This window comes from Methylobacterium sp. CM6247 (genome assembly GCF_054817925.1).
This window is the reverse complement of sequence record NZ_JBTXKX010000003.1, coordinates 637,822-657,780: the sequence shown is the minus strand read 5'-3', so window position 1 is coordinate 657,780 and position 19,959 is coordinate 637,822. Positions and strand designations below refer to the sequence as shown.

Sequence of the window (19,959 nt, the reverse complement as noted above, 5' to 3'; positions counted from 1 at the left end):
GCGGCGGATATCGAGATGACGGGGAGTATTTACGATGCCAGCCGTGACCGCCGAGCACCATAAGAAGGGCGATTACTTCGTGGATTACGAAGAGAAGGTCTTCGAGGACGTGAAGGCCGAGCCGGGCCAGAAGGCCCTCGTCACCTTCCACACCGTGGCCTTCGAGGGCTCCATCGGCTTCGTGAACCTGCTCCAGGCGACGCGGTTGCTGCGCAAGGGCTTCGAGACCTCCGTCCTGCTCTACGGGCCGGGCGTGACGCTCGGCGTCCAGCGCGGCTTCCCGACGCTCGGCGACGAGGCCTTTCCCGGCCACATGAACATGAACAACCAGATCGTGAAGTTCCTCTCCGAGGGCGGTAAGGTCTATGCCTGCCGGTTCGCGCTGCAGGCGCTCTACGGCCATGGCGAGCCCTCGCTGATCGAGGGCATCCGCCCCATCGCCCCCACCGACGTCCTCGACCTGGTGCTGCTGCACAAGCGCGACAACGCCGTGGTCATCGACACCTGGACGGTCTGAGGCCGTTCTGACCCTCCCCCTCTGTGGTGGAGGCGGGAGAGGGGCGACCTCTCCAGAGATGGCGCTCCCCTCTCCCGACCCACTTCGTGGGCCACCCTCTCCCGCAGAGGGGAGAGGGAATGCTCGCGGACCATGGCGAACAGGGAACAGGCCGATGTCCGAGTCACGCATCGTGCGCGCCGCCGCCGTCCAGATTTCCCCGGATCTGGAGCGGCCGGGCGGGACGCTGGTGAGAGTGCTCGCCGCGACAGACGAAGCGGCGGGGAAGGGTGCGCGGTTCATCGTGTTCCCCGAGACTTTCGTCCCGTACTACCCGTACTTCTCCTTCATCGCCCCGCCGGCGGCACAGGGGCCCGAACATTTGCGCCTCTACGAGGGCGCGGTGACGGTGCCGGGGCCGGTGACGCAGGCCGTCTCGGCGGCCGCGCGCCGACATGGAGCGGTGATCGTGCTCGGCATCAACGAGCGCGACCACGGCTCGCTCTACAACGCGCAGCTCATCTTCGACGCCGATGGGACGCTGCTGCTCAAGCGCCGCAAGATCACGCCGACCTACCACGAGCGCATGATCTGGGGGCAGGGGGACGGTGCCGGGCTCACCGTGGTCGAGACGGCGGTGGGTCGGGTCGGGGCGCTCGCCTGCTGGGAGCATTACAACCCGCTCGCCCGCTACGCCCTGATGGCGCAGCACGAGGAGATCCACGCGGCCCAGTTCCCGGGCTCCATGGTGGGTCAGATCTTCGCCGACCAGATGGAGGTGACGATCCGGCACCACGCCCTGGAGGCCGCGGCCTTCGTCGTCAACGCCACCGGCTGGCTCACCGAAGCGCAGGTCGCCAAAATCTCTCCCGACGAGCGGATGCGCGGGGCCCTGCGCGGCGGCAATTGCACCGCCATCGTCTCGCCGGAAGGCAAGCACCTCGTTCCGCCGATGACGGAGGGCGAGGGCATCCTCGTCGCCGACATGGACATGGCGCTGGTCACCAAGCGCAAGCGGATGATGGATTCGGTGGGCCATTACGCCCGCCCCGAACTCCTCAGCCTCAACCACGACGCGCGTCCCGCCCGCACGGTGGTGACCAAACCCGCATCGGACATCCCGCATCCCCGGAGCACCGACCATGAGCGACTCTCCGCTGCTGACCTCCCAGGCCGCTTCCTCGCCGGTGCCGTCCCCGGTCTATCAGGGGATGCCGACAGAGCACCTGATCAACGCCCTCCAATCCTACGGAGTCAGGTTGGCTGACACCCGCGCCGGGGTCGCCAGCCGCCGGGGCGGGGCCGGCCCTTCCGACCACAAGGCGATGACCATCGCCGGCCGCACCGTGATGGTGCCGGTCCATACCGCGGGCGCCTTCGACTCGCCCTACCTCGTGCGCCGGCCGGATGCCGACGGGTCGAGCCTCATCGAGCATGACGGCACCGTGATCGGTCGTGTGACGTTTCCGGGCAAGCCCCGGTTCTACGGGCTCCAGACCCTCGACGGGGTGCCCTATTCGAAGATCGCCGTGCTGCACGGGCGCGACGTGCTCGCCACCACGGTGCTGCAGACCTGCATCCGCTACCAGAGCCGCACCAAGACCTGCCAGTTCTGCTCCATCGGACAGTCGCTCGCGGCCGGGCGAACCGTCGCCCATAAGACGCCGCAGCAACTCGCGGAGGTCGCCCGCGCCGCCGTGCTTCTCGACGGCGTCAAGCACATGGTGATGACGACGGGCACGCCCAACGCCACCGACCGGGGGGCGGCAGTGCTCTGCGAGAGCGCCTTCGCGGTGAAGGCGGCGGTGGATCTTCCGATCCAGGCCCAATGCGAGCCGCCGGACGACGACCGCTGGTTCGCCCGGCTGAAGGCGTCGGGCGTCGATGCGCTCGGCCTGCATCTCGAGGCGGTGACCCCGGAGGTCCGGGCGCGAATCATGCCCGGCAAGGCGAGCGTGCCGCTGGACCGCTATTTCGACGCTTTCGCCGCCGCCGTTCCGGTCTTCGGCAAGGGCCAGGTCTCGACCTATATCCTCGCCGGTCTCGGCGACACGGCGGAGGCGATCCTCGCCATGTCCGAGCGCCTGATCGGCATGGGAGTCTACCCGTTCGTGGTGCCGTTCGTGCCGATTTCCGGCACGCCGCTGGAGGACCATCCCGCCCCCTCGCCGGATTTCATGCATTCCGTGCTCAAGCCGCTCGCGGCGATGCTGGCGGGGGCGGGTTTGCGCTCCACCGACATCAAGGCTGGCTGCGGACGCTGCGGCGCCTGCTCGGCGCTCTCCACCTACGAGCGGTGAGCGGGACGATGTTCGAGCCCGTCCCCGCCTACCGGTCGAGCCATTTCCGGATCAAGTTCGCCACTGCCCCCTGGGAGCGGGACGGGACGGCCGCCCTGCGCCGGCAGGTCTTCTGCGTCGAGCAGGGGATCTTCGAGGGCGACGACCGCGATGCCATCGACGCGGCGGCGGTCCCGATCTGCGCCCTCTCGACCCTCGGCGGCGCGCCGGATGCCGTCGTCGGCACCGTGCGCATCCACGAGACCGCCGACCGGCCCGGCTTATGGTGGGGCTCGCGCCTCGCGGTGGCGCGGGATCACCGCCGGATCGGTGCCCTCGGCGCCGGCCTGATCCACGTGGCGGTGGCCTCCGCCCATGCGCGCGGATGCACGCGCTTTCTCGCCCATGTGCAGAGTGCCAACGCGATCCTGTTCGAGGCTTTGCACTGGACGAGTCTCGCCGAGATCGAACTTCATGGACGGCCGCATCACCTGATGCAGGCCGACCTCGCCCATTACCCAGCCATGGCGGACCCGGAGCGCGGCCTCGTCACCCTGCTGAAACAGGCGGCGTGAGCATGGGCCAGATACAATCCCTCGCCGAGATCGCGCGACATCTCCGAGACGGGCGCGGCCTCGCCCATAAACGCGACATCGACGCGGTGATTGGGCGGCTCGGCCTGGGCGACCGTGCGCTCGCCGTGCCCCTGGGCGACGATTGCGCCGCGATTCCCGATGGCGACGGCTACCTCCTCCTCGCCATCGAAGGGTTCATGGACGGGTTCGTGGCCGCCGATCCGTATTTCGCCGGCTTCTGCGGGGTGATGGTCAATGTCAGCGACATCGCGGCCATGGGCGGACGCCCGATCGCCGTGGTCGACGCCCTGTGGAGCCGCGACCAGGCCCATGCCGACCCCATGCTCAGGGGCTTGCGGGCGGGGGCGGAGACCTTCGGCGTGCCCATCGTCGGCGGCCACAGCAACACCCGCAACGCGGGCGAGCATCTCGCCGTGGCCATCCTGGGCCGTGCGAAGACATTGCTCACCAGCTTCGACGCCCGGCCCGGCGACAGCCTCGCGGCGGCGATCGACCTGCGCGGCGCCTTTCGCGGTCCGCACCCCTATTGGGACGCGGCCAGTGCCGCGCCGGCCCTTCGCCTGCGCGGCGATATCGAACTGTTGAGCGGCATCGCCGAGGACGGGCTCGCCAAGGCGGCCAAGGACATCAGCATGGCCGGCCTCGTCGGTACGGCGCTGATGCTGCTCGAATGCTCCCGCGTCGGCGCGTCGATCCGGCTGGACCGCATCCCGCGCCCCGAGGGGATCGACCTCGTTCGCTGGCTCACCGCCTTCCCGAGCTTCGGCTACCTCCTCAGCGTTCCGCCCGGGAGTGTCGAGGCGGTGCTGGGGCGCTTCACGCAGCGGGGGATTGCGGCCGCCGCCATCGGCGGCATCGATGCGAGCCGTTTCGCCACCCTCGCCGAGAGTGAGGACGAGGCCGTCATCTGGGATTTCGCGGCCGGTCCCCTCATCGGCTGCGGGCAAGGGGAGTGAAGCGAATGGGTGAGCCGCTTCGCATCGCCATCCTGGCGCATTCCACCAATCCGCGCGGCGGGGTGGTCCATGCACTGGCCCTCGGCGAGGCGCTCGTCGCCCTCGGCCACGAGGCCGTGGTCCATGCGCCGGACCCTTCGGGCAGCGGCTTCTTCCGCCGGGCCGCCTGCCCGGTGACCTCGGTCGCTGCGCGGCCGGTCTCGGGCTCCACGGTGGAGCTCGTGCGCATCCGCATTGAGGATTACCTGCGCCATTTCGCATCGCCGGCGGCCTGCGACTACGATGTCTTCCATGCGCAGGACGCCATCAGCGGCAATGCGCTTGCCACCCTCGCGCGCCGCCGCCTGATCCCCGGCTTCGTGCGGACGGTCCATCATGTCGACCTCTTCTCCGACCCCCAGCTCGCCTATTGGCACGACCGGGCGATCTTCGACGCCACCGCCCTCCTGTGTGTGAGCAGCCTCTGGCAGGACGCACTGACGCGGGATTACGGTCTCGACGCGCTCAATGTCGGCAACGGTGTCGATACCGGCGCCTTCGGCCCCGCGCCGGGGGAGGGGGATGCGGCGCTCCGTGCGCACTGGGGCCTCGGTGACGGTCCCGTGCTCCTCAGCGTCGGTGGGTTCGAGGAGCGCAAGAACACCCTCGCCATCATCGAGGCCTTCGCGCGTTTGAGGGGTGAGCGACCGGACGCGCAGCTTCTCGTCGTCGGCGGTGCCTCGCTCCTCGACCATTCCGGCTACCAGGCCCGGTGCCGGGCCGCGCTCGACCGGAACGGCCTCACCCTCGGCCCCGGCCGGGCGGTGGTGGAGACGGGACCGGTGCCTCAGGCGGCGATGCCGGCCTTCTATCGCCTGGCCGACGCACTGGTCTTCCCCTCGCTGAGGGAAGGCTTCGGCCTCTGCGTGCTGGAGGCGATGGCGAGCGGAACGCCCACCCTCGTGTCCGACCGGCCACCCTTCACGGAATATCTGACGACCGGAGACACCGTGTTCGTCGATCCCGAGGACGAGGGAGCGATCTTCAACGGCCTGCGCGCTGTCCTCGAACCGTCCCTTCGCAGCCGACTGACACGAGCGGGACTCGCGGTCGCCGAGGCCCATTCCTGGCGCGCCTGCGCCGAGAAGCACAAGTCCGCCTACGCGGCGCTCGCCGCCCGCAAGCAGGAGATGTCGGATGCCTGAGATGCATTTCCACGTGCGCTGGCCGGATGGCCGGCGCGAGGCCTGCTACTCGCCCTCCCTCGTCATCAAGGAGCATTTCGGAGTCGGCGAGACCTACGCCCTCGACGAGTTCGTCGCCCGCAGCCGGACGGCGCTGACCATCGCCAGCCAGCGGGTGGAAGCGCGCTACGGGTTTCCCTGCAGCCTCGCCCTCGGGCAACTCGCGCGGATCGAGGCCGGCGCCAGGGCGCTCGCCGCGTTGCCCGATGCCCGCGTGCGGGTCGAGGCCTTCGAGGAATAGCGGACCGAGCCTGAAGGACGCCCCATGGACCAGATCCTGACGCCCCCCTCGCACCATTCCGTCATCGTCGTCGGCGGTGGTCAAGCCGGATTGTCGATGAGCTATCAGCTCCGGCAGCACGGCATCGACCACATCGTGTTCGAGAAGAACACCATCGCGCATGCCTGGAAGACGCAGCGCTGGGACAGTTTCTGCCTCGTCACGCCGAACTGGCAATGCCAGCTGCCGGGCTTCCCCTATCCGGGTGCCGAGCCGCATGGATTCATGCCGAAGGACGAGATCGTCCGGTACATCGAGGCCTATGCCCGGGCGATCGAAGCCCCCGTGGCAGAGGGGGTGACCGTCACGTCGATCCGCCGCCGCGCGGACGGCGGGTTCGCCGTGGCCACGAGCGGTGGCGATCACACGGCCGACCAAGTGGTGATGGCGATCAGCGGCTATCACGTCCCGTCGATCCCGGCCTTCTCCGCGCGGCTGCCCGCCGGATTGCGGCAGATCCACTCCTCGAGCTATCGCAATCCGGGTCAGATGCCGGACGGTGCGGTGCTGGTGGTGGGCTCCGGCCAGTCCGGCTGCCAGATTGCCGAAGATCTTCACCTGGCGGGCCGCAAGGTCCATCTCGTGGTCGGCAGTGCGCCGCGCTGCCCGCGCACCTATCGTGGGCGCGACGCCGTCGATTGGCTCGCCGATATGGGCCAGTACGACCTCCCCGTGGAGAACCACCCGCTCAAGGAGGATGTGCGGCGCAAGGCCAACCACTACCTCACTGGCCGCGACGGCGGCCGGGACATCGACCTGCGCCGTTTCGCCCTGGAAGGCATGAGCCTCCACGGCCGTCTCGACGCCATAGACGGGCCGGTGCTGCGCTTCGCCGATGATTTGGGCCGAAACCTCGACAACGCGGATGCGGTCTATACCGGCATCCAGGGCGCCATCGACAGGCACATCGCCGCCAAGGGGATCGCCGCTCCCGAACAGGCGCATTACACTCCGCTCTGGGTGCCGGGACCTCACGCGCCGAGCCTCGATACCAAGGCGGCCGGGATCGGCAGCGTGATCTGGGCGACGGGCTTCCGCGCCGATTACAGCTTCATCGACGCCCCCGCCTTCGACGGGCGCGGCTTGCCGATTCACACGCGCGGCGTGACCCCGGTGGATGGGCTCTACTTCGTCGGCCTGCCCTGGCTCCACACCTGGGGCTCGGGCCGCTTCTCCGGCATCGCGCGGGATACGGAGTATTTGGCGGAGCGGGTGGTGGAGAGGGGGGCGAAACGCTCTGTCGGGGAGCCCCTTTCGATGGCGAGTTGAGGCAACAAAAACCGCCTCCGTCGAGTCACCCGGACCATTGCGTACGGTCCGGGTGACTCAGCATCTACTTACAGTTCGACTGTTGGATCACCCAATGATCTTGTCGATGGTGATCGGCAGATCGCGGATACGCTTGCCGGTGGCGTGGAACACCGCGTTGGCAATCGCGGCGGCGGTGCCGACGATGCCGATTTCGCCGAGGCCCTTCACGCCCATCGGGTTGGCTTTGTCTTCCTCCTCCACGAAAATCACGTCGATATCGTGGATGTCGGCATTCACCGGCACGTGATACTCGCCGAGATTGTGGTTCATGAACCGGCCGACCGCGTGGTCGAGCATCGATTCTTCCTCCAGGGCCGATCCGATCCCCATCACCACGCCACCGAGGATTTGGCTGCGCGCGGTCTTGGGGTTGATGATCTTGCCTGCCGCGATGGCGGACACGATCCGCGTGAGCCGGACCTGGCCGAGTTCCTCATCGATCTTCACCTCGGCGAAGATGGCCGAATGCGTGTAGGAGGCGAACTCCTTCGCGTGCCCGGCATCGGGCCCCGCGCTCTCCGTGGCCTCGACCTTGTCGACGCCCGCAGCCGCCATGGCCTCCACCAGCGAGACGCTGCGCGACGGATCACCTGCCACTTGGATCCGCCCGCCGGTGAAGACGACGCGTTCGAGATCGACATTGGCCAGCGGTGAATCGTCCATGGCGCGGGCCATGGCGAAGACATCCGCCGCGATCTTGCGGCAGGCCTTCATCACCGCCGTGCCGGACGAGGCCGCCGTCCACGAACCGCCCGCGACGGGGGCTTCCGCCAAATCCGTGTCGCCGAGCTTTGTCGTCACGTCCTCCATGGGCAGGCCGAGGGCATCGGCGGCGATCTGGGTGAGGATCGTGTACGTGCCGGTGCCGATATCCCCGGTGGAATTGCCGACCATGAGCTTGCCATCGGCGGTGAGCGTCGCCTGTGCCGAGGATTTCTGCATCAGGGCTTCCCACACGCCCGTGGCCATGCCCCAGCCGACGAGTTCCTTGCCGTCGCGCATGGAGCGCGGCTCGGGATTGCGCCCGGACCAGCCGAAACGCTCGGCGCCCTGCTCGTAGCAGGCGCGCAGGGATTTCGAACCGAAGGGCTTGCCCTCGGTCGGGTCCCTATCGGTGTAGTTCTTCAGGCGCAGGGCGATCGGGTCCTGCTTCGTCGCGTAGGCGAGTTCGTCCATGGCGATTTCGAGGGCGAAGACCCCGGTCACCGCCCCAGGCGCGCGCATGTCGGAGGGCGTGAACGTGTCGATCTGTGTCAGTCTGTAGTCGAGGGCGACATTCTCGCAGCCGCCGTAGAGGATCGCCGACCAGTTGACGACGACCTCCTGGTAATCCTCGAACCGCGAGGTGCCGGACAGGGCTTCGTGACGGAGCGAGAGCAGCTTGCCCTCTTCGTCGGAGCCCAGCGAGATCGTCTGGCGCACGTCGGGGCGATAGCTCATCGTGAACATCTGGTCGCGGGTCAGCACCACGCGCACCGAGCGCTCCAGTTCGCGCGCGGCCATCACCGTGAGGAAGAGCTGGTATTGCGGGCGCAGGCCGAGGCCGAAGCCACCCCCGAGATACGGGTTGAGCACCCGCACCTTGTCCTTGTCCATGCCGAACACGCCGGCGATGTAGCCCTGGCTGTTCGAGACGCCCTGGATCTTGTCGTAGACGGTGATCCGGCCATCGCCCTCCCACACCACCGTGGACGCGTGCGGCTCCATCGGGTTGTGATGCTCGACGGCGAGCGTGTAATCGTTGCGCAGCCGCACCGGCGCAGAGGCGAAAGCGCCCTCGGCATCGCCCCAGGGCTCCGGCGGCGGCTTGATCCCCGCGCGCTTCATCGGCGGTACGTAGCCGAACTCGCGCTGGCGCTCGACATCGGTGAGGGGCTCCTCGACCTCGTAGGCGACCTTGATCAGTGACGCGGCATAGCGGGCAGTGTCGAAATCCTCTGCGACGACCAGCGCGACGGGCTGGCCGCTGTAGAGGATCTTGTCATCGTAGAGGGCGCGGAACGGCGAGCCGGGGGGCGCCACGGCGTCCTGATAATTATAGTCGAGCCACGCCGTGCGGGGGCGGTTCTCGTGGGTGAAGACTTTGACGACACCGGGGACGGCCTCCGCCGCCGCTGTGTCGATGGCGGTGATGCGGCCCTTGGCGATGCCGCCGGAGACGACGTAGCCATGGGCGAGATCGGCCGCGGTGAATTCGCCCGCGTATTTCGCGAGGCCAGTGACCTTGGCAGGGCCGTCGACGCGACTGCGCGCGGTGCCGACGAAGCTGTCCTTGCCGGTGGAGGAAATGCTGTTTGCCATGTCTGGACGGGTCCTCAGGCGATGCGCTTGTCGGATTGCGACTGCGGCGTGCCGGCCGCGGCCTGGCTCAGGCCGCGGATGATGGCGCGCCGGGCGAGTTCGACTTTGAAGCCGTTCTCGGATTGCGGCTGAGCGTGACGGATGACGATGTCGGCGGCAGCCTCGAACGTCTCGCGGGTGGCGGGCTTGCCCTTCAGCGAGCTTTCCGCCTCCGCATTGCGCCAGGGCTTGTGCGCGACGCCGCCGAGGGCGAAGCGCGCCTCGGTGATCGTGTCGCCATCGCGCTTCATCACGGCGGCCACCGAGACCAGGGCGAAGGCGTAGGAGAGCCTGTCGCGCAGCTTCAGGTAGGTGTGGTGGGCGCCGAAATCCTCGGCCGGCAGATCGACGGACAGCACGATCTCGTCGGCCGCGAGGGTGGTGTCCCGCTGCGGCTCGTCCCCAGGCAGACGGTGGAACTCACCGAAGGGAATGGTGCGCTCACCCGCCGGCCCGGTGACCCGTACCGTCGCGTTGAGCGCCGCCAGGGCCACGCACATGTCGGATGGGTGGGTGGCGATGCACTTGTCACTCGTACCGAAGATGGCGTGGATGCGGTTGACCCCGCCGATCGCCTGGCAGCCGGTGCCGGGATCGCGTTTGTTGCAGGGCATGGCGTCGTCATAGAAGTAATAGCAGCGGGTGCGCTGGAGAAGGTTGCCGCCGGTGGTGGCGGCATTGCGCAACTGGCCCGAGGCACCGGCCAGAATCGCGCTCGACAGGAGCGGATAGCGGCTCTTGATCCGCTCGTCATAGGCCACGGTCGCGTTTGTCACCAGGGCGCCGATGCGAAGTCCCCCATCCTGCTCCTCGATGGCCTCCAAGGGCAGGCGGGTGATGTCGACGAGGCGCTCCGGCCGCTCGACATTGTATTTCATCAGGTCGACGAGGTTGGTGCCGCCGGCGATGAAGCGGGCATTGGCGGCCGAGCCGATGGCCCTCACCGCCTCCTCGACCGTGGTCGGGCGGACGTAATCGAAGCGGTTCATCGGGCGGCTCCCGCGTGCATCACGTCTTCGATGGCGTCGACGATGTTGGTGTAGGCGCCGCAGCGGCAGATGTTACCGCTCATCGCCTCGCGGATTTCTTGGCGGGACCTGGCGTGACCTTCCGCAATCATGCCGGCGGCCGAGCAGAGCTGGCCGGGGGTGCAGTATCCGCACTGGAACGCGTCGCGCTCCACGAAGGCGGCCTGGAGCGGATGCATCGCGCCGTCCTGGCCGGCATGTCTGGCCAGCCCCTCGACGGTGACGATCTCGGCGCCGTCCTTCATCACGGCGAGTGCGAGACAGGAATTGATGCGCGTGCCGTTCACCAGCACGGTGCAGGCGCCGCATTGGCCGTGGTCGCAGCCCTTCTTGGTGCCGGTGAGGTCGAGCTCCTCGCGCAGCAGATCGAGGAGTGTGGTCCAAGGAGCCACCTGGAGCTCACGGACCTCGCCGTTGATGGTCAGGCTGATGCCGATGGCGGCTGGCGCCCCGGGTGATCCGCTGTCGATGAGCATGGGCATGTCCTGAGGGATCGGGACCGGTGAGATGCCGGCCGGGTTTCTCGAATGGCGATGCGGCCGCGGGGGGAAGATCTTCCGCGCCCCACGCCCGCCCACTCAATAACCGTTCCAAATTGAGCCTGTTCCCCGGTGGGGTGTTTCCGCTGGCGAGAAGGATGTCGGGCGCTACCGGGCTGGTTCGAGGCGCCGCCGCCGGATGAGCGCCGATTCGCCGGATCTGATAGTTCGAACGGGCGTGCAGGCTCTGATGCGCCGTCGGCTCAGCGATGCAGATGCCGTCGTCGATACTCCGCAGGCGTTGTCCCGACGCGCCGCATGAAGGCCCGCCGGAGGGTGTCGGTGTCGAGGAACCCGCAGGCGCTCGCGACCTGCTTGAGAACGATGTCGTCCGTTTCCAGAAGACGCCGGACAGCCTCGATCCGGACGTTCTCCACGTAGGCGGCGGGTGTCAGTCCCGTCTCGGTCCGGAACAGGCGCGCGAAATGGCGCGGACTCATCCCTGCACGCGCCGCGAGCTTCTCGACCGCGTGATCCTCCGCGGGATACGCAGCCACCCAGCGCTGCACCTCCTGCAAGGCCGATCGGCCGGCCGGTGCACTGAGCCCGCGTCGGCTGAACTGCATCTGCCCGCCGCCGCGTCGAAAAAACATCACGAGTTGGCTGGCGACCCGGCGCGCGATCTCCGCGCCAAGATCTTCTTCGACGAGCGCCAGCGCGAGGTCCAGTCCCGCGGTGACCCCGGCCGCCGTCCTTAGCGGACCGTCGAAGAGGCAGATCGCATCGGGCTCAACCGACGCCTCGGGGTAGCGCGCCGCCAGTACTTCCGCCACGGCCCAATGCGTCGTCACTCTCCGACGGTCCAGCAGGCCGGCCTGACCCAGCAGGAACGCCCCGCTGCAGACTGAACCGTAGCGCCGGCACTGCGTCGCGACTTTCGCGAGCCAGTCCAAGAGGCCGTTGTCGACGCCCGCCTCGTGCATGCGAGGCGCTCCCGCGACCAGCAAGGTGTCGAAGCGAGCCGGGTCGGTGCCGGGAGCGACGAGATCCGCCACGAGACGCCGTCCCGACGACGTCAGAATCGTATCTGCGGCCGTTCCGACGATGGCGAGATCGTAGACATCCTCGCCGCTTTGGACGTTCGCCTCGGCAAAGACGTCGAGCGGGCCGGCCACGTCGAGCAATTGGACCCCGGGAAGGGCGAGGATGGCGACGAGTCGGGGCACCATTGGGGCTCCGTGGCTGAGGATGCATGAATGATGGCAGGAAATGCCGCTACACGATGATTGATGCCATTAAGGATGTCTCGTAGCTCGTTGGGAGGCTCAGCACAAAGGAAACCCGCTCATGAGCATTCCCACCTTGGCCACCATTCCGGACAGCAAATTGGGCCGTGCCGTCACTGAGTTCGTCCGGGACACGGAAACCGAACTCCTCTTCAATCATTCGAGCCGGGTCTACCAATTCGGCGCCTTGGCAGGCATCCGCCGCGATCTGAGCTTCGACCGCGAACTTCTCTACGCGGGAGCGATGTTCCACGACGTTGGCCTGATGCCGGACCACAGCAGTGCGGAGGAGCGCTTCGAGGTCGACGGCGCCAATGCAGCGCGCGACTTCCTGGCAGCGCACGGAGTACCGGAGGCGGATGTCTATACGGTCTGGACCGCCATCGCGCTGCATACGACGCCGGGCATTCCGGTCCACATGCATCCCGTGGTGGCACTCGTCACGGCCGGCGTCGAGATGGATGTGCTCGGTCTGACCTACGGAGAGTATTCGGACGCCGAGCGTGAGGCGGTTGTGTCGGCTTTCCCTCGGACGCCCGACTTCAAAGAGGATATCATCCAAGCCTTCTACGACGGCATCCGACACAAGCCGGGCACGACGTTCGGCAACGTTAAGGCGGACGTCATCGCCGACAAGGAGCCCGGCTTCCACAAGGGCAACTTCTGCGAATTGATCCGTCGCTCGCGCTGGCCCACCGGCGCCCATGCCCCGGGATGCGGCTGCGCTGATCGTGGCTGAAGCGTGGACCCTCGCGGCGAGCGGTTACGTTCTCATCCCGTGTCGCACCTGAAGGTCCGATAGTGGCGTCGTTCGGTGAGGGATCGGGTGGGGCGCCGCAAACCGCATCCCGACGAGCGGGGTCCCGGCATATCATTCGTCAGATGCCGATCATGCGAGCCCAAACGCTCCTCGATGACCGGAACACGGTTCCGAAATCGTAAGCCCCCTGACCTTCCTGCATGTCGAAAGTCGTCCAGCCCGGTTTGCAGCCCTGAACGGCAATGTCGGTGGTTTGCGCCCACCCATCCCCTCGGCTAACCCTGTCGCCATCCCCGCTTGCCACAAGGACGCGCGATGGCCGCCCTCGACCCGGTTCTCAACGATATCGACCGCGACCTCGACAATGCCCTGGAGCGGCTGTTCGCCTTCCTGCGGATCCCTTCGATCTCCACCGATCCAGCCTATGCCGGGCATTGCCGCGATGCGGCGCAGTGGCTCGAGGGCAATCTGACGGCGCTCGGGTTCGAGACGGCCATCCACGAGACATCACTGCATCCGGTGGTGCTGGCGCATGCGCCGAAACCCGGCAAGCCGCACGTGCTGTTCTACGGCCATTACGACGTGCAGCCGGTGGACCCGCTGAACCTCTGGGCGACGCCGCCTTTCGAGCCGCGCATCTCGGTGAACGCCAACGGCGAGAAACAGATCGTGGCGCGCGGCGCCTCGGACGACAAGGGTCAGGTCATGACCTTCGTCGAAGCCTGCCGCGCCTTCATCGCCATGGAGGGCGAGCTACCCTGTGGCGTCACTCTGCTGATCGAGGGCGCCGAGGAGAACGGCTCTCAAGGATTGCCGGAATGGGTCGCGGCCAACCGGGAGAGGCTCGCGGCGGATATTGTCCTCGTCTGTGACACGAGCATGTGGAACCCGACCACGCCGGCCATCACCACGTCGCTGCGGGGCCTCGCCTATTTCGAGGTGAAGGTCACCTGCGCCGACCGTGACCTGCATTCGGGCTTCTTCGGCGGCGCGGCGCGCAACCCGATCCACGTCCTGTCGAAGATCATCGCCGACCTGCACGACGCGGATGGAAAGGTGGCCCTGCCGGGCTTCTACGACGGCGTGCGCGAGACGCCCGCGGACATCCTGGAGCAATGGCGCGGGCTCGACTTTACAGCTGACAAGTTCCTCGGCCCCATCGGCCTGTCGGAGCCGGCGGGTGAGCGCGGCCGCATGCTGATCGAGCTGATCCAGTCGCGCCCGGCCTGCGACGTCAACGGTATCATCGGCGGCTATACCGGCGAGGGCACCAAGACGGTCATCGCGGGAGAGGCCAGCGCCAAGGTCTCGTTCCGCCTCGTGGACGACCAGGACCCGGAACAGCTCGCCCGGACCTTCGAGGCCTTCGTGCGCGAAAGAATCCCGTCGGACTGCTCGGTGGATGTGATCTGCTACAAGGGCAGCCGCGCCATCAGCCTGCCCTTCGACATGCCCGAACTGGACATCGCGAGGGGGGCACTAGCCGAGGAATGGGGCGCTCCCGCCGTCACCATCGGAGCGGGCGGCTCGATCCCCATCGTCGGCGACTTCAAGCGGCTGCTCGATCGCAACACGCTCCTCATCGGCTTCGGCCTCGATGACGACCGCATCCATTCGCCCAACGAGAAGTACGACCTCAAGAGCTTCCACAAGGGCACGCGCTCCTGGGCGCGCATCCTGGCGGCATTCGGGGCGAAGGAAGCGTAGGCGAGAGACTGCCCCATCTACTTCGCGAAGCGGGGCGAGACAGCGCCCCGCTCTCCGCGCGACGTGAGGCGTCAACCTCGCATCTTCGCGTCGATCCAGCCCCAGAGTGCGCGGATCTCCCCGGCGGCCTGTCCCTGGGGGGCGTATTCGGTGACGCCGAGCCCCGCCGCCACGGCGTCCTGGTGGTCGACGCGCTGGACGATCCCCGGTTCGGCCAGGACGCCGAGGCCGCGCAGCTGTGCCGCATAGGCGTCGGTGCGCGCCGAGGGCGGGGGCGGGCATTGATTGAGCACGAGCGCCAGACGGCTCCGCATGCCGAGGCCGACGAGGGCCTGCAAGGTCGGCCGGGCGGCCACGAGGTCGAGCCGCGACGGGCGGACCGGCACCAGGACGAGGTCGGCGGCGCGGAGCGCGGGGGTGGCGCCGGTTGCGGCGCCGGCGGTATCGATCAAGACCAGCGTAGTCCCGTTCTCTGACGTCTGGTCGAGGATGTCGGGCAATTGCCCGATCTCCCAGGCCTGTATGCGGTCGACCGTGATGCCGTTCTGGCGGCGCAGGGCGCCCCATGCCATCAGCGAGCCCTGCGGATCGAGGTCGTAGGCGACGACGCGCTCGCCGGATTCCGCGGCCGCGACGGCGAGCGACGCCGCCAGGGTCGTCTTGCCGGTCCCGCCCTTCTGAACGGCCACGGCCATGACGCGCATCCGCCGGTCTTCGGCGGAGGAGACGGTCGTCACGCCGGGAAGCCGGACGACCTGGGGTGACGATGGGCAAGCATCCGCATTCTCTCCCTCGTTCCGGGGCGACCCGCTCCCACCCGAAGCGGGAAGCGCGGCCGACCGCTTTCTCCGGGTCTCAGAACCGTCCGCGGCGCTGCGCGTCGAGGCTCCACGGACCGGCGCCCGCGGCGGCGAGGTAGAGGAAGAGGAAGCAGAACAGAATGGACGCGTCGCCGCCATTGAGGGCCGGGAACGGGCTCTTTGGCGCATGGGCGATGAAATAGGCGAAGGCCATCTGGCCGGAGAGGATGAACGCCACCGGCCGCGTGAACAGGCCGAGGATGATCATCGCACCGCCGACGATTTCGAGGATCGCCGCGAACCAGAAGAGCGTGAACAGGGCCGGTGCGCTGCCGCCGCCCATGCGCACGGGGAACCCGAACAGCTTCTGCGTGCCGTGTTCCAGGAACAGCACCCCGGCGACGATGCGCAGGATGCTGAGGAGCCGGGGGGCCCAGGTGGCCGAGATCGCGTTGAGGTTCATGCGGGCGACAGTCTCCGACGGGGCGGCCGCTTTTACGGCCAAGCCTGCGCAATCAGCACGAAACCGGGGCCTGCGTCGACTCGTCCTGCGCGAAAAAAGGCATCGCGGCCCGATGAGCCGCGATGCCTTTACCAGTTCGCGTCGATGCTGCGCCGGCTACGGCTCCTTGAAGCCGTAATCAGGCACGCCTTCCTCGTTGCCGTAATACTTGTAGGGCAGGAACTTGCCCGAGAGGTTCATCTTCACCCGGTCGCCCTTGTTGTTGGGCTCGCGCTCCATCGTCATGTTGAAGTCGATGGCCGACATGATGCCGTCGCCGAACTCCTCCTGGATCAGCTCCTTCCAGGTGGTGCCGTAGACCATCACCAGCTCATAGAACCGGTAGATCAGCGGGTCGGTGGGCGGCATCTGCGCGATGGACCCGCGATAGGGCGCCTCGTTGAGCATCCGCTCCTCCGATTCCGTGAGGCCGAACAGCTCCGCCGCCTTCTTCGCCTGGGCTTTCGGCAGCTTCATCTGCCCCATGCAGGCGGCGGTGATGAGGATCGGTGAGATTCCACCGATCTCGTCCTGGATATGCTTCCAGGTCCAGCCCTTCTCGCGCTTGATGTCGAGGAGCTTTTCGGTGAGGTCTTCGCGCTTCATGTGAGTTCTCCGATGGATCGAGACACGGGGGTGAGGGGCGGCGCGTGAGTCTGCGAGGCGCGGATCTACGACGCGGCAGGGACAGCAATCGGCTTCGGTCCGTCCGCACCAGGCCGCACCACGGGCGGGTGGCGCTGGTCGTAGCCGGCGGGCATGGCGTCCCGCAGGGTCTTCGAGCGGCTGACGAGGAAGTCCATCAGGTGGTTGCGCAGGGCGTAGTAGCCCGGCGCGTGATGGAGGTTCGCGCGCTCGCGGCGCTTGGGCAGCGGGTTCTCGACGATCTCCGCCACCTTGGCCTCGGGACCGTTGGTCATCAGCACGATGCGGTCGGCGAGGTAGATCGACTCGTCGACATCGTGGGTGATCATGAAGACGGTCTGGCCGGTCTCGATGCAGATGCGGCGCACCTCGTCCTGCAGGGTGCCCCGCGTGAGCGCGTCCAGCGCCGAGAACGGCTCATCCATGAGCAGGATCTTGGGCTCGATGGCGAGTGCCCTGGCGATGCCGACACGTTGCTTCATGCCGCCGGAGAGTTCCGAGGGGCGCTTATGCTCGGAGCCGGCGAGGCCCACCGTGGCGATGGCCTTGCGGGCACGCTCCTCCACCTCGGCGCGGGACGCCTTGCGCCAGCGCGAGGAGACCGCGTAGGCGACGTTGCCGAGCACCGTTCGCCAGGGCAGCAGGGCGTGGCCCTGGAAGATCACGGCCCGGTCGAGGCTGGTTCCCTCGATCGCCTGCCCGTCGACGATGACGACGCCCTCGCTCGGCGCCTCCAGCCCGGCCAGGATGTTGAGCACCGTCGTCTTGCCGCAGCCGGAATGGCCGATCATGCAGACGAACTCGCCCCGCCGCATGGGCAGCCACAGGTTCTCGAACACGGTGTTCTGCTTGCCGCCGGGCGCGGGATAGCGCCGGGCGATCCCCTCGATGGAGATGAATTTTTCGGAGGACGACATGCGGCTGGTCCCGGCGGCGGGGTCGGGAGCGGCACTTGCGAAGCGCCGCGCGAAGGGAATGAGCTTGCTCATGGGCGCGACCTCACTCGGGGAAGGTGACGAGACGCTGCGCGCGCGCCAGCAGCTGATCGAGGATCATGCCCACGAGGCCGATGACCAGGATCGAGACGATCACATTGGTGATCGAGAGGTTGTTCCACTCGTTCCAGACGAAGTAGCCGATGCCGGTTCCACCCACGAGCATCTCGGCCGCCACGATGACGAGCCAGGCGATGCCGATGGAGATGCGCATGCCGGTGAGGATGGTGGGCGCGGCCGCCGGCAGGATCACCGTGAAGGCGCGCCGGATCGGCCCGACCTCCAGGGTGCGGGCCACGTTCAGCCATTCCTTGCGCGTTCCGGCAACGCCGAAGGCGGTGTTGATCAGCATCGGCCAGAGCGAGCAGATGAAGATCACGAAGATCGCCGACAGGCTCGAATCCTTGATCGAGTAGAGGGCGAGGGGCATCCAGGCGAGCGGCGAGACCGGCTTCAGAAGCTGGATGAAGGGGTCGAGCGCCCGGCCCATCAGCGGCGACATGCCGATGAGGAAGCCGATCGGGATGGCCACCAGCACCGCGAGTCCGTAGCCCAGCGCCACGCGGCCGATGGAATAGGCGAGCTGGATGCCGAGCCCCTTGTCGTTCGGACCACGGTCGTAGAACGGGTCTCTGAGGTGCTTCCAGGCGGTGGCGGCGACGTCGAGCGGACCAGGCATCGCGGATTTGCCGGTGGTGGCGCTTGCACCCATGAGGGCTGCGTATTCCGGGTCCATGGCCTCGGTCTTGGCGACCCCGCCCACCGAGATCTGCCAGAGCAGCAGGAAGGCGGCGAGGACGGCCAGTGAGACGATGCCGGCGCGGAGCGAGAGGGAGGCCTTCATGGCTCAGCCCGCCCGCTTGATCGAGAAGGAGTTCAGGTACTCCTCGGGTTTCACCGGATCGAAGACCTTGCCCATCACCGAGAAGGATTTCGACGTGGCGGTCGGCGGGGTGAGGCCGGCCTCCTTCATCAGTCTCGCGGCGTCGGAGGCGAGATAGACCTTCTCGGCCACCGCCTTGTAATCGACATCGCCCTTGATCTGACCCCAGCGCTTCATCTGCGTCATGATCCAGACCGCGAAGGACGACCACGGGAAGGCGTCGAAATCGACGCGGTCGGGCACCTTGCGAACATTGCCGAGGCCGTCGGCGAAGGTTCCGGTGAGCACCTGCTCCACCACCGTCACCGGCTGGTTGAGGTAGTTGGCCGGCGCGATCTGCGCGGCGATCTCCTTGCGGTTCTCGATCTTCGAGGCATAGGCCGTCGCCTCGATCACCGCGCGGAGCAGGGCGGCGTAGGTGTTCGGGGTCTGGGTGACGAAATCCTGCGAGGCCGCGAAGGCGCAGCACGGGTGCCGGTCCCAGATCTCCTTCGACAGGATGTGGATGAAGCCGACGCCGTCATAGACCGCGCGCTGGTTCACCGGGTCGGGGGCGAGGAACCCGTCGATATTGTCGGCCCGCAGGTTGGCGACCATGTCCGGCGGCGGGACGGCGCGGATCTGCACATCGGTATCGGGATCAATCCCGGCTTCCGCGAGGTAGTAGCGCAGCAGGTAATTGTGCATCGAATAGTCGAAGGGCACCGCGAGCTTGAAGCCCTTCCAGCTCTTCGGGTCGCGCCTGTCCTTGTGCTTCATCGCCAGGGTGATCGCCTGGCCGTTGACGTTCTCCACCGCCGGCATCGTGTAGGGGACGGGGTTGGATCCGACGCCGAGGGAGATGGCGATGGGCATCGGCGCCAGCATGTGGGCGGCGTCGTATTCCTTGTTCAGGGTCTTGTCGCGGATCACCGCCCAGCCGGCGGTCTTCACCACCTCCACGTTCAGCCCCTGCTTCTCGTAGAAACCCATGGGTTTCGCCATGATGATCGGCGTGGCGCAGGTGATCGGAATGAAGCCAACCTTTAGGTCGGTCTTCTCGGGCTTCGCCCCTTGCGCGAAGGCCTCGGCCACGAATTTCGTGGGCAAGAACTGGCTCACGGCGGCCAGCGCCGTCGCCGAGCCGACGCTCCTGAGGAAGGCGCGCCGCTGGGCATCCTCGGGGAACAGGGCCCGCATCACCGCGCCTTCGATGGCCCGAGTGATCGCGGCGTCGCCGGACGGAGCTTCGGCATCGTGCGCGGCTTGATCGTGATGGTTTCCGCAGGAGCAGCCCCCGCGCTTCAAGGTCAGCCGGGCGTTGAACGGATCGTCGAAGAGCGCCATGTCGCGGACCTTTCTGCGGAGACTGTCTCTTCATGGCAAACGCTGTGCCATCCATGGTTCCATTAAA

At 67.4% G+C, this 19,959-nt stretch carries 20 protein-coding genes; 10 read left to right on the top strand and 10 right to left on the bottom strand.

Annotation, left to right across the window (positions count from 1 at the left end):
- Positions 1-34: 34 nt before the first annotated feature.
- The 8 genes from ACYQOP_RS03925 (at position 35) to ACYQOP_RS03890 (ending at position 7,099) form a co-directional block, all read left to right on the top strand.
- Positions 35-517: an MSMEG_0572/Sll0783 family nitrogen starvation response protein gene (locus tag ACYQOP_RS03925; RefSeq protein ID WP_056427869.1), complete on the top strand. Its 483-nt coding sequence runs from the start codon at positions 35-37 to the stop codon at positions 515-517.
- Positions 518-671: 154 nt separating this feature from the next.
- Positions 672-1,763 carry a Nit6803 family nitrilase gene (locus ACYQOP_RS03920; RefSeq protein ID WP_461221240.1) on the top strand — a complete coding sequence of 364 codons (1,092 nt, stop codon included), beginning with the start codon at positions 672-674 and terminating at the stop codon, positions 1,761-1,763.
- On the top strand, positions 1,708-2,796 hold the full coding sequence (locus ACYQOP_RS03915; RefSeq protein ID WP_461225186.1) for an MSMEG_0568 family radical SAM protein: 1,089 nt from the start codon (positions 1,708-1,710) through the stop codon (positions 2,794-2,796). The genes ACYQOP_RS03920 and ACYQOP_RS03915 overlap by 56 nt, the downstream gene beginning before the upstream one ends.
- 8 nt (positions 2,797-2,804) lie before the next feature.
- Positions 2,805-3,350, top strand: coding sequence for an MSMEG_0567/Sll0786 family nitrogen starvation N-acetyltransferase (locus ACYQOP_RS03910; protein ID WP_461221239.1), 546 nt, complete (start codon positions 2,805-2,807; stop codon positions 3,348-3,350).
- Between the two features lie 2 nt (positions 3,351-3,352).
- The gene (locus ACYQOP_RS03905; RefSeq protein WP_461221237.1) at positions 3,353-4,327 is read left to right on the top strand and encodes a sll0787 family AIR synthase-like protein; all 975 of its coding nucleotides are present in this window, start codon (positions 3,353-3,355) and stop codon (positions 4,325-4,327) included.
- A gap of 5 nt (positions 4,328-4,332) precedes the next feature.
- The gene (locus ACYQOP_RS03900) at positions 4,333-5,511 is read left to right on the top strand and encodes an MSMEG_0565 family glycosyltransferase (RefSeq protein ID WP_461221236.1); all 1,179 of its coding nucleotides are present in this window, start codon (positions 4,333-4,335) and stop codon (positions 5,509-5,511) included.
- Entirely contained in the window at positions 5,504-5,791 is a 288-nt protein-coding gene (locus ACYQOP_RS03895) for an MSMEG_0570 family nitrogen starvation response protein (RefSeq protein ID WP_056427847.1), read from the top strand. Before ACYQOP_RS03900 ends, ACYQOP_RS03895 begins: the two co-directional genes overlap by 8 nt.
- Before the next feature lie 24 nt (positions 5,792-5,815).
- Positions 5,816-7,099, top strand: a complete 1,284-nt coding sequence (locus tag ACYQOP_RS03890) for an MSMEG_0569 family flavin-dependent oxidoreductase (protein ID WP_461221235.1) — start codon at positions 5,816-5,818, stop codon at positions 7,097-7,099.
- An 87-nt stretch (positions 7,100-7,186) separates the two neighbouring features.
- Here the strand turns inward: ACYQOP_RS03890 and ACYQOP_RS03885 are convergent, their stop codons facing one another.
- From ACYQOP_RS03885 to ACYQOP_RS03870, 4 genes are all read right to left on the bottom strand, one after another.
- Positions 7,187-9,442 carry a xanthine dehydrogenase family protein molybdopterin-binding subunit gene (locus tag ACYQOP_RS03885; protein WP_461221234.1) on the bottom strand — a complete coding sequence of 752 codons (2,256 nt, stop codon included), beginning with the start codon at positions 9,440-9,442 and terminating at the stop codon, positions 7,187-7,189.
- A 14-nt stretch (positions 9,443-9,456) separates the two neighbouring features.
- Positions 9,457-10,470, bottom strand: a complete 1,014-nt coding sequence (locus tag ACYQOP_RS03880; RefSeq protein WP_461221233.1) for an FAD binding domain-containing protein — start codon at positions 10,468-10,470, stop codon at positions 9,457-9,459.
- Positions 10,467-10,985: a (2Fe-2S)-binding protein gene (locus ACYQOP_RS03875; RefSeq protein ID WP_461221232.1), complete on the bottom strand. Its 519-nt coding sequence runs from the start codon at positions 10,983-10,985 to the stop codon at positions 10,467-10,469. Before ACYQOP_RS03875 ends, ACYQOP_RS03880 begins: the two co-directional genes overlap by 4 nt.
- Before the next feature lie 266 nt (positions 10,986-11,251).
- The gene (locus ACYQOP_RS03870) at positions 11,252-12,217 is read right to left on the bottom strand and encodes a GlxA family transcriptional regulator (protein WP_461221231.1); all 966 of its coding nucleotides are present in this window, start codon (positions 12,215-12,217) and stop codon (positions 11,252-11,254) included.
- Between the two features lie 118 nt (positions 12,218-12,335).
- Here ACYQOP_RS03870 and ACYQOP_RS03865 point away from each other — a divergent pair, with 118 nt between their 5' ends.
- Both ACYQOP_RS03865 and ACYQOP_RS03860 read left to right on the top strand, forming a co-directional pair.
- On the top strand, positions 12,336-13,013 hold the full coding sequence (locus ACYQOP_RS03865) for an HD domain-containing protein (protein ID WP_461221230.1): 678 nt from the start codon (positions 12,336-12,338) through the stop codon (positions 13,011-13,013).
- 336 nt (positions 13,014-13,349) lie between these two features.
- Complete coding sequence (locus tag ACYQOP_RS03860) at positions 13,350-14,741, top strand: dipeptidase (protein WP_461221229.1); 1,392 nt, start codon at positions 13,350-13,352, stop codon at positions 14,739-14,741.
- Between the two features lie 71 nt (positions 14,742-14,812).
- Here the strand turns inward: ACYQOP_RS03860 and ACYQOP_RS03855 are convergent, their stop codons facing one another.
- From ACYQOP_RS03855 to ACYQOP_RS03830, 6 genes are all read right to left on the bottom strand, one after another.
- Positions 14,813-15,445 carry a nucleotide-binding protein gene (locus tag ACYQOP_RS03855; protein ID WP_056427825.1) on the bottom strand — a complete coding sequence of 211 codons (633 nt, stop codon included), beginning with the start codon at positions 15,443-15,445 and terminating at the stop codon, positions 14,813-14,815.
- 151 nt (positions 15,446-15,596) lie between these two features.
- A complete protein-coding gene (locus tag ACYQOP_RS03850; RefSeq protein ID WP_056427822.1) occupies positions 15,597-16,004 on the bottom strand; it encodes a DoxX family protein in 408 nt (135 codons plus the stop codon).
- Positions 16,005-16,160: 156 nt separating this feature from the next.
- Positions 16,161-16,649 carry a cyanase gene (cynS, locus tag ACYQOP_RS03845; RefSeq protein WP_056427819.1) on the bottom strand — a complete coding sequence of 163 codons (489 nt, stop codon included), beginning with the start codon at positions 16,647-16,649 and terminating at the stop codon, positions 16,161-16,163.
- A gap of 65 nt (positions 16,650-16,714) precedes the next feature.
- On the bottom strand, positions 16,715-17,677 hold the full coding sequence (locus ACYQOP_RS03840) for an ABC transporter ATP-binding protein (RefSeq protein ID WP_461221227.1): 963 nt from the start codon (positions 17,675-17,677) through the stop codon (positions 16,715-16,717).
- A 10-nt stretch (positions 17,678-17,687) separates the two neighbouring features.
- A complete protein-coding gene (gene ntrB / locus ACYQOP_RS03835) occupies positions 17,688-18,527 on the bottom strand; it encodes a nitrate ABC transporter permease (RefSeq protein ID WP_461221226.1) in 840 nt (279 codons plus the stop codon).
- A 3-nt stretch (positions 18,528-18,530) separates the two neighbouring features.
- Positions 18,531-19,892, bottom strand: a complete 1,362-nt coding sequence (locus tag ACYQOP_RS03830; protein WP_461221224.1) for a CmpA/NrtA family ABC transporter substrate-binding protein — start codon at positions 19,890-19,892, stop codon at positions 18,531-18,533.
- Positions 19,893-19,959 lie beyond the last annotated feature (67 nt).